11 protein-coding genes and 2 riboswitches are annotated in these 15,884 nt (G+C 67.4%); of the genes, 2 read left to right on the plus strand and 9 right to left on the minus strand.

All coding sequences use genetic code 11. The features are described from left to right. Positions 1-32: 32 nt before the first annotated feature. From J5M86_RS09255 to J5M86_RS09275, 5 genes are all read right to left on the minus strand, one after another. A complete protein-coding gene (locus tag J5M86_RS09255) occupies positions 33-1,784 on the minus strand; it encodes an RNA polymerase sigma factor (RefSeq protein WP_208965151.1) in 1,752 nt (583 codons plus the stop codon). Positions 1,785-2,015: 231 nt separating this feature from the next. Next, positions 2,016-2,375: a universal stress protein gene (locus tag J5M86_RS09260; protein ID WP_188060608.1), complete on the minus strand. Its 360-nt coding sequence runs from the start codon at positions 2,373-2,375 to the stop codon at positions 2,016-2,018. A 41-nt stretch (positions 2,376-2,416) separates the two neighbouring features. Beyond that, complete coding sequence (locus J5M86_RS09265; RefSeq protein WP_188060607.1) at positions 2,417-3,580, minus strand: homoserine O-acetyltransferase; 1,164 nt, start codon at positions 3,578-3,580, stop codon at positions 2,417-2,419. A gap of 31 nt (positions 3,581-3,611) precedes the next feature. Further along, positions 3,612-3,725: riboswitch (SAM riboswitch) on the minus strand. Between the two features lie 32 nt (positions 3,726-3,757). Beyond that, positions 3,758-4,753: a DUF4192 domain-containing protein gene (locus tag J5M86_RS09270; RefSeq protein ID WP_188060606.1), complete on the minus strand. Its 996-nt coding sequence runs from the start codon at positions 4,751-4,753 to the stop codon at positions 3,758-3,760. Between the two features lie 100 nt (positions 4,754-4,853). Then, entirely contained in the window at positions 4,854-5,543 is a 690-nt protein-coding gene (locus tag J5M86_RS09275; protein ID WP_188060605.1) for an EcsC family protein, read from the minus strand. A gap of 131 nt (positions 5,544-5,674) precedes the next feature. Between J5M86_RS09275 and J5M86_RS09280 the strand changes: the two genes are divergently transcribed. Both J5M86_RS09280 and J5M86_RS09285 read left to right on the plus strand, forming a co-directional pair. Continuing rightward, positions 5,675-6,754 (plus strand): hypothetical protein, encoded by a 1,080-nt coding sequence (locus tag J5M86_RS09280; RefSeq protein WP_208965004.1) that lies wholly within the window; start codon positions 5,675-5,677, stop codon positions 6,752-6,754. A 59-nt stretch (positions 6,755-6,813) separates the two neighbouring features. Further along, positions 6,814-8,448 carry a DNA polymerase gene (locus J5M86_RS09285; RefSeq protein ID WP_244328298.1) on the plus strand — a complete coding sequence of 545 codons (1,635 nt, stop codon included), beginning with the start codon at positions 6,814-6,816 and terminating at the stop codon, positions 8,446-8,448. A gap of 21 nt (positions 8,449-8,469) precedes the next feature. On the opposite strand, the gene J5M86_RS09290 is transcribed toward J5M86_RS09285, so the two are convergent. From J5M86_RS09290 to J5M86_RS09305, 4 genes are all read right to left on the minus strand, one after another. After that, positions 8,470-9,381 carry a PAC2 family protein gene (locus J5M86_RS09290; RefSeq protein ID WP_188060604.1) on the minus strand — a complete coding sequence of 304 codons (912 nt, stop codon included), beginning with the start codon at positions 9,379-9,381 and terminating at the stop codon, positions 8,470-8,472. A gap of 110 nt (positions 9,382-9,491) precedes the next feature. Next, on the minus strand, positions 9,492-13,370 hold the full coding sequence (hrpA, locus tag J5M86_RS09295) for an ATP-dependent RNA helicase HrpA (RefSeq protein WP_188060603.1): 3,879 nt from the start codon (positions 13,368-13,370) through the stop codon (positions 9,492-9,494). Positions 13,371-13,406: 36 nt separating this feature from the next. Beyond that, entirely contained in the window at positions 13,407-14,591 is a 1,185-nt protein-coding gene (locus J5M86_RS09300; protein ID WP_188060602.1) for a DUF4185 domain-containing protein, read from the minus strand. 32 nt (positions 14,592-14,623) lie between these two features. Then, the gene (locus tag J5M86_RS09305; protein WP_244328299.1) at positions 14,624-15,496 is read right to left on the minus strand and encodes a serine protein kinase RIO; all 873 of its coding nucleotides are present in this window, start codon (positions 15,494-15,496) and stop codon (positions 14,624-14,626) included. Positions 15,497-15,710: 214 nt separating this feature from the next. Next, a riboswitch (SAM riboswitch) is annotated at positions 15,711-15,827 on the plus strand. The last annotated feature ends 57 nt before the right edge of the window (positions 15,828-15,884 follow it).

Consider the following 15,884-nt stretch of genomic DNA (forward strand, 5'->3'; position numbering starts at 1 on the left):
GAGGGAAGCCCTTCAGCGATTTTTCACGTGGATCAGTCGAGGTAGTCGCGCAGCACCTGCGACCGCGACGGGTGACGCAGTTTGCTCATCGTCTTGGACTCGATCTGCCGGATGCGCTCACGCGTCACGCCGTAGACCTTGCCGATCTCGTCGAGCGTCTTGGGCTGGCCGTCGGTGAGACCGAAACGCATCGACACCACGCCGGCCTCACGCTCGGACAACGTGTCGAGGACGCTGTGCAACTGCTCCTGCAGCAAGGTGAAGCTCACGGCGTCGGCCGGGACGACCGCCTCGGAGTCCTCGATGAGGTCGCCGAACTCGGAGTCGCCGTCCTCGCCCAGCGGAGTGTGCAGCGAGATCGGTTCGCGACCGTACTTCTGCACCTCGACGACCTTCTCCGGGGTCATGTCGAGTTCCTTGGCCAGCTCCTCCGGCGTCGGTTCGCGGCCGAGGTCCTGCAGCATCTGGCGTTGCACGCGGGCCAGCTTGTTGATGACCTCGACCATGTGCACGGGGATACGGATCGTGCGGGCCTGGTCGGCCATGGCGCGGGTGATTGCCTGACGGATCCACCAGGTGGCGTACGTGGAGAACTTGTAGCCCTTGGTGTAGTCGAACTTCTCGACTGCGCGGATCAGACCGAGGTTGCCTTCCTGGATGAGGTCGAGGAAGAGCATGCCGCGGCCGGTGTAACGCTTGGCCAACGAGACGACCAGACGCAGGTTGGCCTCGAGCAGGTGGTTCTTGGCCTTCTTGCCGTCCTGGGAGATCCACCACAGCTCGCGCTTGAGCGTCATGTCGATCTTGTCGCCGGAGTTGAGCTTCTCCTCCGCGAACAGGCCAGCCTCGATGCGCTTGGCGAGTTCGACCTCCTGCTCGGCGTTGAGGAGGGCGACCTTGCCGATCTGCTTGAGGTAGTCCTTGACCGGGTCGGCGGTGGCACCGGCGACAGTGACCTGTTGGGCCGGGGCGTCCTCTTCGTCGTCCTGACGGATGACGAAAGCTCCGGAGTCTTCCTCGGCGTCCTTCTTGGCGGGGGCGGCAGCATCGTCGTCGCCCTCGGCGTCGGCCTCGGGTGCTTCGCCGGCGGCCTCGACCACGACGTCGTCGACCTCGACCTCTTCCAAGGTCACGTCTTCGTCGTCGGCGATCTCAGGGTCGGCGTCCTTGGCGGCAGCGGTCTTCTTGGCGGCCGTCTTCTTGGCAGCGGCCGTCTTCTTGGCAGCGGCGGTCTTCTTGGCCGGAGCCTTGGCAGCTGTCTTCTTTGCCGCGGTCTTCTTCGCGACGGGCGCTTCGTCGACCTCGACCTCGACCTCGGCGTCCTTGGCAGCGGCGGTCTTCTTGGCGACGGTCTTCTTCGCAGCAGTCTTCTTGGCCGGAGCCTTGGCAGCCGTGGTCTTCTTGGCCGCGGTCTTCTTCGCGACCGGAGCCTCCTCGCCCTCAGCCTCCGCTTCGGCAGCGGTCTTGGCTGCCGGAGCCTTCTTGGCGGCGGGAGCCTTCTTGGCGGCGGTCTTCTTCGCGGTCTTGGCGGCGGTCTTCTTCGCCGGAGCCTTCGTGGCGGCCGCGACGGACCGGGCTTCGCCGACCTCGACCGTGATGCCCTGGTTGTCGAGCGCCTTCAGCACAGCCTTCATGCGGCGCGGCTCGAGCGCAGCAGCTTCCAGCGCCGTCTTCAGCGAGGTTCCATCAACCGAGCCGTTTGCCTGGCCGCGAGCCAGCAGTTCCTGCAGCGCGGGGTGGGCGAACTCGGGCGGAAGCTGCGACGCAGCAGTCGTATTCGACAAGGAAGTCACCAACTACCTTCCATCAGACCAGGCTCGTGGCAAGGCGCACACGGGCAGCACGAACACCGCGCATTCGACGCGGAAGACGATTGGGATTCGGGGCAATTCGCGGTCATTCTTCGGATCGGGCCCGAAGGCGACGCATACTTGCCCTCCATTATAAAACTATGGCCCGCCCAACCCTGAAATCGAGGGTCGGAATGGGTGCGGAGAAGGCGTCGCTCCTCGGCCTCAGCGGTGGTCGGCCTTGACCGTCAGCACAGGCACGGACGCATCGAGCAGAATCCGCTGGGCGTTGGAGCCGAGGATCAACTTGCCGATGGTGCTTCGACGACGCAGCCCGAGCACGATCAACTGCGCATCGAGTTCGATGGCACGCGTCAGGAAGGCGTCGGCGGCATCGGCTCCGCTCAGCGCCGCCGTCACCTCGGTCTGCGGGGCGGACGCCTGCAGGTCACTCGCGCGGGCGACCGCTTTCTCGTCCAGCGGCACCACGACGACTTTGGTGTCGAGCGCCTTCGCGTAGGAATGAGCGGCAGCCCACGCGGCCTCCCCCTCAGCTGTGCCGAGAAACGCCACCACGACCGACATCGTGCCCTCCCTTATGGACCTGTGCGAGTACTGCTCCGACGCTACCCGACCTGCCGCCGTGACAGCACTGCCGAAGCCGACGGAGTGCGCGCCAACGACGCCCGGATGATCGCATCGATCTGGTCGGTCTCGATCAGGAACCCGTCATGGCCACAGTCGGACCGCACCACCTGTACCTGCTCGTCCACGGCGTCCGCGATCTCATTCGACAGGTGCAGCGGGAACAACCTGTCGGAGTCAACGGCAGCGACGTGCAAGGCACCGGGGTAACGCTGGAGCACGGCTCGCACGCCCCCTCGTCCACGGCCGATGTCATGCGTGGCCATGGCCCGGGTGAGGTGGACATAGCTACCCGCGTCGAACCGTCGCACGAGCTTGCCCGCCTGGTGGTCCAGGTAACTCTCGACGGCGAACCGGCCGCCCGACAGCGGGTCCTCCTCGCCCTGGGACCTCGTGCCGAACCGTTGGTCGAGCTCTTCGGCGCTGCGGTAGGTGGTGTGGGCGATACGCCGCGCGATGCCGAGTCCGGCCTCGGGCGCGACGCCGTCGTAGTAGTCGCCCCCGCGGTAATGCGGATCGGAGGTGATGGCCAGAATCTGCGCCTGACCCCACGCGATCTGATCGGCCGTGGCCCGGGGGGTCGTGGCGATCGCCAGCACCCCGGCGCAGCGATCGGGATAGCTGGCCAACCACTCAAGGGCTCGCATGCCGCCCATCGATCCGCCGAGCACGAACTGCCACCGCGTGATGCCGAGCAGATCGGCCAAGGCGGCTTCCACCGCCACTTGGTCGCGCACGCTCACCCGAGGGAAACGAGAACCCCATGGACGTCCGTCCGGCGCGAGCGAGGACGGACCGGTGGTGCCCCGACAGCCGCCGAGCACGTTGGGTGCGAGGACGAAGAAGCGGTCGGTGTCCAACGGCTTGCCCGGCCCGATCAGGTCGGGCCACCACCCGGCCGTCGGTTGCCCTGGGCCGATGTCACCGATCACATGGGCATCACCGGTCAGAGCATGCTCGACCAGGATGGCGTTGTCGGCATCTGCCGACAGCGTGCCCCAGGTCTGGAACGCGACCGTCGTGTCAGGGATGACGCTGCCCGATTCGAGGGTGACCGCTCCGACGGAGCGACGCTGCAGCGCCGGATTGGCAAAGGGATCATCGACCGAGACCGCTGGAGTGCCTATGCGTCGAATGCTGCTCATCGCCTCTCCCGGAACCTCGGGGGCTGTGGCAGCCCCGCGCTTGTCGACGACCATTCGGTCGACGACCTTGTCCTCACCCGGGGCACCCCACGCGGTGGAGGGTTGCCGTCCAGCAAGCCGGGGCTATGCGCTGGAACTCTTGACGAGCGCGACGATAGCAGCGGGGTCGGCGCGAATCTAGGCCGTCCGCACCTCGGTCAGATCGCGCGGCATGGCACCGTGATGCAGGCATCGGCGCACCAACCCGGCGAGTCGGTGCTCGGGATCTGCGGTCAGCGCCGCATCGAGTGCAACGGTGGCCAGCGCTCCCCCACCACCGGCCCATTCCAGCGCCGCCACCATGGCCCACACCTGCGCTGATCGGGCTGTGGGCACACGCCGCGCCACACCCGCGAGGTGCTGGGCCCATTGCGCGCCCGAGGTGTCAGAGAAGTCGTCCGCAGGCGCCAACCCCAGCAGCGGGTCGTCACATCCGGGTGCTCCGAACGCGAACTCGCGCGGACACATGCGGTGCAGCACGGCGTCCCTCACCTGGATGTCGTCGAGCGTCTCGACGGCCGCGGCGAGGGTTTCGGCCGACCACGGTGCGTCCGTCGTCAACACCGCACCCAGTGCATCGAGGTCGGCTGCGGTGTCGCCGGTGGCCAGCAGTCGGCGCACCTGCTCAGCCAAGGCTGCCTCGGCGCGGTCAGGACGGGCGAGCGCTTCGATGTCGGCGCGGTCGATGCTGGCATCGGCTCCGGAAACGATCGCACGCACCGCGGGTGCGACCTCCTCGGCCGCCGGCAGGAGCACCGGCCTGCGCGGACACTCACCGCAACTGCATTCCAGTGCCCACCAGTGGTCGTCCTGCACGGCGCACAGGTGTGCCACGAGCGCGCCGGAGCTTTCTAGGGCGTCGCGCAGCACCTCGACCGTGGTGCACAACGGCTCGACCTCGCCGAAAACGACCAAGGTCGCGAAGTCGAGTTCGGCGAGCTTGCCGGAGGCAAAGAGTGCCTTCGCATCCGCCGCGTCCTGGATGTCGAGCGGATCGAATCGGGCCACCACGAGCAGGAGGCCGCGCCGGTCGAATCCGCACAGCACCACACTGTCGAGCGGGCGGAAACGCAGTTGGTAGGGGATGTAGGTCAGCAGTTGTCCCTGGCCGCGCAGGGGTCGATGGGTTCGCATCGCCCCAGCGCAGCCTGTTTCACCTCACCTGGGAACAGCCGGTGGTCGCTTGTGGAAAACCGTGCTCGATCCGGCTCGGGGGGACAACTCCGGTGGAGGCTCAGCGCCTCGGGAACTGCGCCTTTGCGTTGTCCGCGACCTTGTGCAACATCCACACGTCGATGCCCGCACCGACGAAGCCACCCGCGAACGGGATCGCCTTGCCGAAACGGGTGACCACCTTCTCGCCCACTTGACCGATGAGCCGGAAACCGACCGCCTTGTTGACCACCATGAGGGCAGGCGGAGGCAACTGCTGGGAGGCCAGGCCCGCGAGGCGGCCGGTGGCCACCACCCCGGCCTTGCTCATGATGTCGCTGGCGTCAGCCCCCACGAGCGTGAGCAGGATTGCCGACCGCAGCCCTGGGTCCTTGAGGTCGTAGCCCCGAATGCGCGCAATGGCCGCGACCATTCGCGTCGACAACAAGTAGAAGCCGGCGACATTGGCCGGAAGCGCGACCGCCATCGTCACGAAACCGCCAATACCTGTCACGAAGCCGTTTGCGGCGCTCAGCCGGCGGTGGTCGGAGATGATCTCCTTGATGGCCCGCTCCGGGTCTGGGTACTCCTGCAGGGCCTTGGCCGCGACCTTCTCGGCAGAGTCGAAAGTTGCCTTGCCGTCGATACCGACAGCGATCAACTTCTCGGCGAAGCCGAGCGCCGAGGCACCCATCGGACCGCTGTCGAGCTTGACGGGCTGGTTGCCCTTGGCAGGGAGGTTGTCGTTCTTGTCACGACCGAATCCGAACATGTGCACATCATGACACCGGACAACCCCCTGCCATGGGCGAAGCGAAGGCTCAATCGATGTGGCACGCGCAACGCAGAATTGCGCGCGGGTGAGCCGCGGGCAGACACCCTCGATGAGCTAGTTTTGTCGGCATGTCCAATTCTTCCGGCAACAAGAAAGCGCTGTTGGCCGTTCCGGCCGCGCTCGCAGTGCTCGGCCTGATCCTGTTGATCGTCAGCCTGGTGTCGAGTCCGAAGGTCAGCCTCAACGGCTTCAACTCCGGGCAGAGCATCGAGGCGTCCGACAAGGGCTTCTCCATCTACAGCACCGATCAGTCCGACCGTGGGACGGCCGTGTGCTCGGCGGTCAAGGGCGACACCAAGGTGTTCAACCAGCCCACCAAGGACTTCTCGGTGGAGGCCGACGGCACGAAGTACTGGGAGATCGCGCGCAGCCCCGACGGTCTGGCAGCCGGTTCCCAGCAGGTCAACTGCGACAAGCAGAAGGGGCAGCTGTACGCCGGTAACCGCGCCGACAAGATCGGTGGCGGATGGCGCACCCCCGTCATGATCCTCGGTCTGCTCCTGCTGCTTGGCGGCATCATCGGCACCGTCCTGATGTTCCTGCGCGGCAAGAAGAACGCCACGTCGAACACCTCCGGTTACAACCAGGGCGGCTACAACCAGTACGGCCAGTCGGGTTACAGCGACGGCTACGGCACTCCTGGCTCGTTCGGCGTCTCCTCCGGTTCGCACACCCCGGCGCAGGGCACCCCCGGCTACGGACAGCAGCCCCAGCAGGGCGGCTACGGCCAGCAGCCCCAACAGGGCGGTTACGGACAGCAGCCCCAACAGGGCGGCTACGGCCAGCAGAGTGGCTACGGCCAGCAGCCGCAGCACGGTGGTTACGGCCAGCAGGGTGGCTACGGACAGCAGCCTCAACAGGGCGGCTACGGACAGGGCCAGCAGGGCGGTTACGGCCAGCAAGCCGGATACGGCCAGGCTGGTTACGGCCAGCAGCCCCAGCAGGGCGGTTACGGACAGAGCCAGCAGGGCGGTTACGGTCAGGGCCAGCAGGGCGGCGATGTCTCCGACGCTGCTACCCAGGCAGTCAACCGTGACGACCTGCGCGGTGCCGGTTCGGCCGATGCCCCCACCCAGGCGCAGCCGCACCAGCCGAGCCCGCAGCAGAACCAGTCCGGCTGGGAGCCTCCCCAGGACGGTCAGCGCTGAGCGATTTGCTCGACACCACGGCAACCCCGCAGCTCCTGCTGCGGGGTTCGCTGTGTGCTGTGGTGGTCGCGACAGACGGCAGGACGACCGTCGCGGACGACGACGGGGTGCGGCACTACGCCTCGCCGGCGGATCTGCACACTGCGGAGCAGTTGGATTCCGTGCGACTGGTGTGGTGGTCGGCGCGTGACGTGCGTGCCTTGGTGGAGGTGCTCTCAGTGCAGCGGTGCTGGGACCTCGCGGCGGTCAACCGCTTGATCCACGGCGGCGCACGCGATGATGCCGGTGCGGTGTGGGCAGTTGCTCATGCGATGACTGTGCCGCCGCCACCGCGTGAATCGCCCAGAACCACGGCGCCTGACCTCTTCGCCCTGGACAACTCCTGCGCAGCGCCGATCCGGCCCTGGGAGCAGCTGCCACCGGGCGCAGGAAGCGCCACGTGGCTGGCCGAGCCGGACAACCGCGAGCAGTGGGCACGTGCCGCACTCCACGTCTCGCGTCTGCAGGCGCAGATCCTGCACGAGCGGAGCCCCGGTCTCCAGTCTGCCTACAGCGAATCAGGGGCGGCGTGGCTGTGCATCGAACTGAGCGCCGAAGGGCTGCCAGTCGACCGGCCGGTGCTGGAGACGCTCATCGAATCGGCGGCGGGCCCGCGTCCCCTCGACGAGGCCGATGCCCTTCGGATCCGCCGGCAGCGCGACGGCTCGGTCTGGCGCCACACCCCCCGTGGACGAGAGGTCGATCTACGCAACCCCTCCGCCGTCCGCGAGATGCTGCGCCAATCGGGCATCGTCGTCGAAGACACCAGGGCATGGCACCTGGAGCCCTACCGGGCCGGCTCGCCGCTGGTCGACGCACTGCTGACGTGGCGCAAGGCCGAACGGATCGCGACGACCTACGGCTGGCACTGGCTCGACCGGTTCGTCGGGCCGGACGACCGCTTGCGCGGTGAGTGGGAGGCATCCGACGGCGGCGCCGGACGCATGACCGCGGGCTCTGGCCTGCACAGCCTGCCCACTCCCCTGCGCCCGGGTGTGGCCGCAGCCGACGGACACGTGCTGGTGCGCGCCGACCTGGGGCAGATCGAACCCCGGGTGCTGGCTGTGGTGGCCCGTGATCGGGCGCTGGCGCAGGCGACCCGGCAGGACGACCTGTATGCGGGCGTCGCTGCCGAGCTCGGTGTCGAACGCCCGACCGCCAAGATCGCGATGCTCGCCGCGATGTACGGCCAGACCAGTGGCACTGCGGGGCAGGCCCTCGCTCGGCTGGAGCGTGCGTACCCGGTGGCCATGGGGTACCTGCAACAGGCCGCACTGCAGGGTGAGCAGGGCGAGGACGTCTTCACCTACGGCGGACGACGGGTGCCGGTGACAGCGAATCCGGACGACCAGCTCGCGACCATGCGAGCACGCGGACGCTTCACCCGTAACGCGGTGGTGCAAGGGGCAGCCGCGGAGTTGTTCAAGGCGTGGGCGTTGACCGTCCGGTCAGCCGTCCGGCCGATGGGTGGGCGGGTCGTGCTCTGCTTGCACGACGAGTTGTTGGTGCACGTGCCGGAGGCACACGGCGAGGCCGCCGCAGCGGCAGTCGATCAGGCTCTCGACGACGCAGCGCGCCGCTGGAGTGGCGGCGCGCCGGTGCGATTCGTCAGTGATACCAGCGTGATTCGTCGCTGGAGCGAAGCCAAGCCGTGAGGCGATGGCTGTGGCGGTTGGTTATTCCTCGCCGGTCTCGGCGCGCAGGAACTCCTCGAGTTCTGCGCCGATCTCTTCGGCGCTGGGCAGTTCGGACATCTCGGTGGCGAGCAGGCTCTGCCGCTGCTGCCCCTCGACGAAAGCGTCGTACTGCTGCTCCATACCGCTGACGGCCTCGGCGATCTCGGGGTTGGCCTCGATCTGGCGGGCGATCTCAGCCCGGTGCACCTCGGCCTGCATCGCGAGGTCGCTCACCGGCAATGACAGGCCGGTGAGGCCGACGATTGCATCGGCAGCGGCCACGGCGGCGTCGCCGAAGTCCATTGCGGCCAGGTAGTGCGGCACGTGCAGCGCGAAACCAACGGCGTCGACCTCGGCTTCTCCCAGGCGCAGGTGCACCAACGACTCCAGGCTCCCCGGCACCTGCATGGCTGCGAAGACCGGGGTGTTGTCGGGGATCAGTGCCGGGTCGGTGGCGTACTTCGTCATGCCCACCGGACGCGTGTGCGGCACGGCCATCGGAATGCCGTGGGTGCTGACCACGAGTTGCACGCCGAGACGGCGCACCAGGAATTGGATCGCCTCGACGACGCGCTCCCATTGGTAGTCGGGCTCCGGACCGGCCAGCAGCAGGTAGGGCGTGCCCTCGTCGTCCCCCAGCCGGTAGAGGTTGAGCGAGGGGTCGTCGTAGCTGGCGAAGTGATCGCGGTCGAAGGTCATCATGGGGCGACGGCCGCGGTAGTCGAGCAACTGATCGATGTCGAAGGAGGCGACGACCACCGGGTCGCCGTGGGCCAGCAGGTGCTGCACCAGCAGACGCTGGGTGTTGCCAGCGTCGATGAGACCACCGAGAGCTACGATCATCGTGCGGGCGCCCAACTCGCTGGCGTGGGCGTCCTGCTCGAACCGAATGAGCTCCAACGGATCCCGCATGGACTTGCCTCCTGAACAGTCATGGCTACGTGCTTCTGCCTGGGTCCAACGTGACTGCCGAGGCAGTCATTCCCGAGTTCGTCGTGAGCCGTGTCCCACCCGGGGCGGCGTCAGGCCGCGCCGCCGGCTTCGACCTCGTCCATGGCCTTGAAGATGCGCTTGATCGACACCGGGCCGGCGGTGCCGAGCTTCTGGGCGAAAAGACTCACCCGCAACTCCTCGATCATCCAGCGCAGCGCGACGACGTCGGGATCGGTGTGCCGGGCAGCGGGCAACGCGGCAAGCAGCTTGTCGAGTTCTGTGCGCACGTGGTCTACATCGCCCTGCCGCTGCTGGTCACGGGCAAGATCGCCGGGTGCCTTCTCGATGCGTTCGAGCATCGCGCGCAGGTAGACCTGCACACGACGCAGCCGGGCGACGCCGGTGTCGGCCACGAAACCGGGATGGATCAGCGCGGCGTACTGCACTTCCAGGTCACGACGCAGGTCGGCGACCGCGGGCGAGGTCAACCGATCGAGGGCGAGCCGCACCTCGCGCGCTGCATCCAGGCACGGGCCGACCAGGTCGACGGCGGCGATCACCTCCGGCACCACCTGCTGCTTGACCACCTGCTTGGCGTGTTCGAACTGGGCGGCGTCGCGCACCCGTCCGCCGGGGAGTTCGCGCTCGATGATGGCGTCGACCGCCGCGGCAAGAATGTCGTCGTGCAGTGCCTGCCGCGACGGATGCGGGTGATGGGCCAGTGCGAGCTTCTGCCGGTTGGTCAGCAGGCTCAGGATGCGATTCCACGGCACATCGGTGGCCAGCAGTACCAGGCGCCGCACCCCGAAGTGGGTGGCGTGGTCACGCTCGGACGGCGTGGGCAACACCGTGAGCGCCACCGAGGTTCCGTCGTCCACCAGCGCCGGGTAGCCGACCACCGTGCGACCACCGCTCTTGCTCTCGACGCGGTCCTGCAGCTGCAGGGCGCCCCATTCGCGAATCCCGTTGCGCTCCAGCGCTTCTCCGACGCTCGACATTGCCTGGCGCACCGAGCCCTGTAGTTGTTGCTGGAGCAATGGCAGCTCCTTGCCCTGGGCGAGCTTCTTGCCTCCCTTGCCTTCCACCCGGAAAGTCATGCGCAGACGATTAGGCACACGCGACCAGTCCCACTCATCGCGCGGCACACGCACCCGAGAACGCGCGAAGAGCGCGTCTGACAGCGCATCGACCAGGTCTTCACCGGACGCCGAATTCATCTGTGCCACAGCGGCTCTGGCGTGATCAGGGGTCGGGACGAAGTGCTTGCGGGTGGCCTTCGGAAGCGACTTCAGCAAGGCGGTCACCAGTTCTTCGCGCACCCCCGGCACCAACCAGTCGAAGCCGGCGTCCTGCACCTGGTTGAGCTGCTCCACCGGCAGGTGCACGGTGACGCCGTCAGCGTCCGAGCCCGGGTCGAACTGGTAGCTGAGCCGGAAGGTCAGGTCGCCCTGGTGCCATTCCTTGGGGAAGTCGGAGACGTCGAGATCACCGGCGTCGTCGGTGAGCAGGAAGTCGCGGGTGAAACTGAGCAGCGTGGGGTGCTTTCGCGCCTGGCCCTTCCACCACCGGTCGAAGTGGGCGCCGGAGACGATGTCGTCGGGCAGCCGCTCGTCATAGAACTCGAACAACACCCCGTCGTCCACGACGAGGTCGCGGCGCCGGGTGCGTTCCTCGAGTTCGGCCACCTCGCGCAGCAGAGCTCGGTTGTCGCGTAGGAAGCGGTGATGGCTCTGCCACTCCCCCTCTACGAGCGCGTGCCGGATGAACAGTTCACGGGCGTAGGCCTGGTCGATCCGCCCGAAGGAGACGGGCCGACCGGCCGCGAGCGGGACGCCGTAGAGCGTGACCCTCTCGCTGCAGATTGCCTGCGCCTGCTTCTTCTCCCAGCGAGGATCGGAGTAGCTGCGCCGCAGCAGGTGCTCGGCGGCGTTCTCCACCCAGGCGGGGTCGATGCGGGCATTGGTGCGCGCCCACAGACGCGTGGTCTCCACCAGTTCACCGGCCATCACCCAGTCGGGTTGGGCACGGAACAGCACCGAACCAGGCTGGATGCCGAAGCGCGCATTGCGAGCACCGAGGTAGTCGCGTGAATCGCGGTCACGCAGACCCACGTGCGAGAGCAACCCCGTCAGCAGGGCTTGATGGACGGTGTCGTCCGAGGCGTCGTTGCCGCTGGTCGACAGCTTCAGCCGCTTACTGATGTCGCGCAGTTGACCATGCAGATCCTGCCATTCGCGCACCCGCAGGTAGTGCAGGTATTCCGCCCTGCACATCCGCCGAAAAGCGCTGCCGGACAACGCTTTCTGTTGCTCGCGGACGTACCGCCACAGGTTGAGGACGGTGAGGAAATCACTGTTCTCGTGCTTGAAACGCGCGTGATGTTGATCGGCCTGGGTCTGTGCATCGGCCGGACGCTCCCGGGGGTCCTGGATCGACATCGCAGCCACGATCGGCAGCACCTCACGCAGCGATCCGTTGCGGGACGCTTCCACGATCATTCGCGCCAGACGTGGGTCGACCGGCAGTGCGGCGATGGCGCGCCCGTCGGCGGTGAGCCGTTTGCGGCGGCCGGGCCCGGCGTCCTCGATGGCGTGTAGTTCGTCGAGCAGGCGCAGACCGTCGGCGATCTGGCGGGCGTCCGGGGGTTGCACGAACGGGAAGCGGGAGATGTCGCCCAGGCCGAGGGAGATCATCTGCAGGATCACCGAGGCGAGGTTGGTGCGCAGGATCTCGGGGTCGGTGAACTCCGGCCGAGCCTCGTAGTCGTCCTGCGAGTACAGCCGGATGCAGACACCGTCGGCGAGGCGCCCGCAGCGGCCGGTGCGCTGCTTCGCGCTGGCCTGGGAGATGGGTTCGATCGGCAGTCGTTGCACCTTCGTGCGCTGGCTGTACCGCGAGATGCGGGCGGTGCCGGTGTCGACGACGTACCGGATGCCGGGGACGGTCAGCGAGGTCTCGGCGACGTTGGTGGCCAGCACGATGCGGCGGCCCTCGTGGCGAGTGAAGATGCGATGTTGTTCCGCGGCCGAGAGGCGGGCGTACAACGGAAGCACCTGTGTGCCAGGCAGATTCAGCCCCTGGAGGGCGTCCGCGGCGTCCCGGATCTCGCGCTCTCCGGAGCAGAAGACGAGGATGTCCTGCGGTCCGCCGTCGCTGACCGGCTCCGACCACAGTTCTTCGACCGCGTCGACGATGCCGGCCACCTGGTCGATGTCGACCGTCGCCGGCGCGGCGTCCGCCCCCTTGCCGGGCACTTCCCGCTCCAACGGTCGGTAGCGCACCTCCACCGGGTAGGTGCGGCCCGACACCTCGATGATCGGGACGGCACGCTCAGGTGTGGCGAAGTGATCGGCGAAACGCTGCGGATCGATCGTCGCAGAGGTGATGATCACCTTCAGGTCAGGACGCCTCGGCAGCAGTTGCTTGAGATAGCCGAGGATGAAGTCGATGTTGAGCGAGCGTTCGTGCGCCTCGTCGATGATGATCGTGTCGTACTGCGACAACATACGGTCGTGCTGCAGACCTGAGAGCAGGATGCCGTCGGTCATCACCTTGACGAGGGTCTTGGCGCTGGAGGTGTCGGTGAACCGCACCTGGTAACCGACCACCTCACCGAGTTCGGTGTGCAACTCCTCGGCGATGCGCTCGGCCACCGAGCGGGCGGCCAGTCGCCGAGGCTGCGTGTGCCCGATGACACCTTCCACCCCGCGCCCGAGTTCGAGGCAGATCTTCGGGATCTGGGTGGTCTTGCCCGACCCGGTCTCACCGGCGATCACCACCACCTGGTGATCACGGATCGCCGCTGCGATGTCGTCCTTCGCCTCGGCCACCGGCAGGTCAGGGTAGGTGACCTCAGGCACCAGCGAGCGCCGGTGTTCCACTTGCTGGGGCGACATCCGGCGTCGCTCCTGGCTGCGCGAGGAAGGAAGCCGGCGTCGTCGGCTCTTGGCGGGTGTCTTGTCAGTCATCTCAGTCATCGTGGGTCGGCTGATTCTCCCAGACGATCACGGCGTCGGCACCTCGATAAACGTCGGTCTTCCCAGGTTCGGCTCGGCCAGCACCCGCTGCAGATCCTTGGGGTTGCGTGACACCGACACCAACAACTGCCCGCTCGCAAGGCGGATCTGCGGATGGGCCAAGGGTTGGTAGGTGACCACCGAGTTGCCCGCGTCGTAGGGCATGAGGTGTTCGTGGACGACCGTCCACGGCCCGGTGGGTGACGGGGCCGACCAGACTGCGACGGTGTCGCTGAGGTCGCCGCCCTTCTTCGACACCGCGACGAACTTGCCGTTCACCTGGTGCACCGTGAGTGCTTGTGACACACCGGGATTGCGATCGATGACCGGCTGGGCGTGGTTCGCCGACGACGACCAGGTGCGGCCGTTCCAGAAGGTCCAGGTGCGCTGGTCGGACGCTGTTTCCCAGGTGGTGCGGGCCACCACCAACCGGCGGGCCCCGAACTGACTCTTGCCCTGCTGCGACCCGTAGAGGTAGACCCAACCCTGGTCGAGCACCATCGCCGCTCCCCAGTTGACCTGCCTGCTGTCGTCGCGATCCGGGGTCACGGTGTGACCCTCTGGCACGGTCGAAACCTTGCCCGGTGACACCTCGAAACGCACCAGGCTCATGCCGAGGTAGGTGAAGTCGAACAAGCCGTGTCCGCTCCCCCGGCGCACTCGCGAGCAGGCAACGAGCACCTGGTCGGCCGATCCCACCTTCCGGGCGACCATCGAGGAGGGCCAACAGACCGACCCGGGTTCGTTGGGCAGGAAGGGACCATCTGCTGCAGAGGTCCATTGCGAGGTGCAGTTGCCGTCGGTGACCAACGCTGAACTGCTCACCATCCGCGGAGTGAACCCAGCGGCACGACCGGTGTCGCCGAAGACCCACACCACCCGTCCGTCGGAGAGTGGCACGCTCACCCCGACGTCGGCGGAGCGCCAGGCGGGAAGGCCGTCCAAGCCGCCCATCCAACGGTTCGCCGCAGCTCCCGAGGAGAATCCTTCGCCGGGAGTGCACGAAGCACCCGCACCCGTGGGCCGGGCGTCCGACACCGTGGGGGTGGCCACGCCATCGGTGCCGGCCGACCACGACGCCTCGGGATACCTCGGCGGGCTGGGTGTGCCGGCGCAGGCCGCGAGCAAGACGCAGCCCAGTGCCGCTGCTCCCGAACGCACCCGACCGATCACCCGGGCAGCCTATGCGGCCACCGGATCATCGATCACAACGCGAACGCCAGCAGCTCGGCGAACAGTTCGTCGCCATCACAATCGAATCCCTTGGACGCAAACCACGTGCAGACGTTTACACAGTCGCGATGTAGGAAGTCGGTGCCGTTCGGATTGGCGATCAGGTCGAGGGTCTGGGGCAGGTCGATGAGCACCACCCCGTCACGTCCGGCGAGGATGTTGTACGCCGACAGGTCGCCGTGCACGATTCCCTTGCCGCTCAACACGATCAGCGCCGACCGCAACTGTTCGAACCACGCCGCGAGCTGATCGGAGGTCGGCCTGGTAGCTGCCAGCCGCGGTGCGGGGTCGCCCGCTTCATCGACAACGAGTTCCATGAGGATCTCGCGTTCGTCGATCTGCACCGGGTACGGCACAGGCACCCCGCTGCTCCAGAGGTCGACCAGCGCACCCCACTCGGCTTGGGCCCAGACTCCAGCGGCAACCTGCTTGCCGAAACGGGTCTTGGTCGCGACCGCGCGGGCCTCGCGGGTGTCCTTGATGCGGCGGCCCTCGGTGTAACCCGCGTGCCGGCGAAACGACCGGTTCTCGGCGTCGCGGTAGCGCTTGGCTGCCATCACGGCGGAGGTTCGCCCGTCGGCGGATCGGCGCTCGACGAGGAAGACATCTGCTTCCTTGCCGGTCTTCAGCACGCCGAGCTCGGTGTCGATGGATTCGTCGTGGGTGACCACCCAGGACGGTCGTGGTGCGGGCCCGCGTTGCAGGCGTTCGATGCTGCTCCAGGTCGACCAGCGTTGTCCTGCACCGAGTTCCGGCGGTGGGACGAAGTCGAGGTCGGTCAGTGGAAGTGGAGCAGGCGTGGGGCAGTGCAGCGCAGAGCGCTGACTCGGTGTGCGATTCGGCACGGGAGATTCTCCATCGTTCGAAAAGTGGTGGTGCGCGTACGGCAGCTCTGGGCCATTGCTCTCCTCCTTCGAACGGGCGCGCTCGCAGCGTGCATGAACTCTCGACGTGCCTCAGCTTGGGGCCAGCGCGGCACACCCCGCAACCGAATTACCGGCTGTCCGTCATGAGAGATCGCCCTTCAGATTTCGGACACCTCGTCCTACCCTGCTGGCAGGTCATGAGTGTCAGCGACAAGCCCCGGCTCGCTGGCCGGCAACCCTCCACCGCGGTGGGGTGCCCCGGGTGAAGACCTGGCCGACGGCGCCGATCGCCGCCCGGCAAGCGCGGAAAGGCCACACCCGATCCGCTGCAGGCGGATGCTCCGCCTGCACCCGCAGGAAGGAAGCG

The sequence above is a fragment of the Yimella sp. cx-51 genome (assembly GCF_017654605.1).
Classification (GTDB): Bacteria; Actinomycetota; Actinomycetes; order Actinomycetales; family Dermatophilaceae; genus Yimella.

Coding starts and splice junctions, on each gene's coding strand:
- J5M86_RS09280 (WP_208965004.1), top strand. CDS start 5,675: ATGTCCAATTCTTCCGGCAACAAGAAAGCGCTGTTGGCCGTTCCGGCC.
- J5M86_RS09270 (WP_188060606.1), bottom strand. CDS start 4,753: ATGCGAACCCATCGACCCCTGCGCGGCCAGGGACAACTGCTGACCTAC.
- J5M86_RS09260 (WP_188060608.1), bottom strand. CDS start 2,375: ATGTCGGTCGTGGTGGCGTTTCTCGGCACAGCTGAGGGGGAGGCCGCG.
- J5M86_RS09290 (WP_188060604.1), bottom strand. CDS start 9,381: ATGCGGGATCCGTTGGAGCTCATTCGGTTCGAGCAGGACGCCCACGCC.
- hrpA (WP_188060603.1), bottom strand. CDS start 13,370: ATGACTGACAAGACACCCGCCAAGAGCCGACGACGCCGGCTTCCTTCC.
- J5M86_RS09265 (WP_188060607.1), bottom strand. CDS start 3,580: ATGAGCAGCATTCGACGCATAGGCACTCCAGCGGTCTCGGTCGATGAT.
- J5M86_RS09275 (WP_188060605.1), bottom strand. CDS start 5,543: ATGTTCGGATTCGGTCGTGACAAGAACGACAACCTCCCTGCCAAGGGC.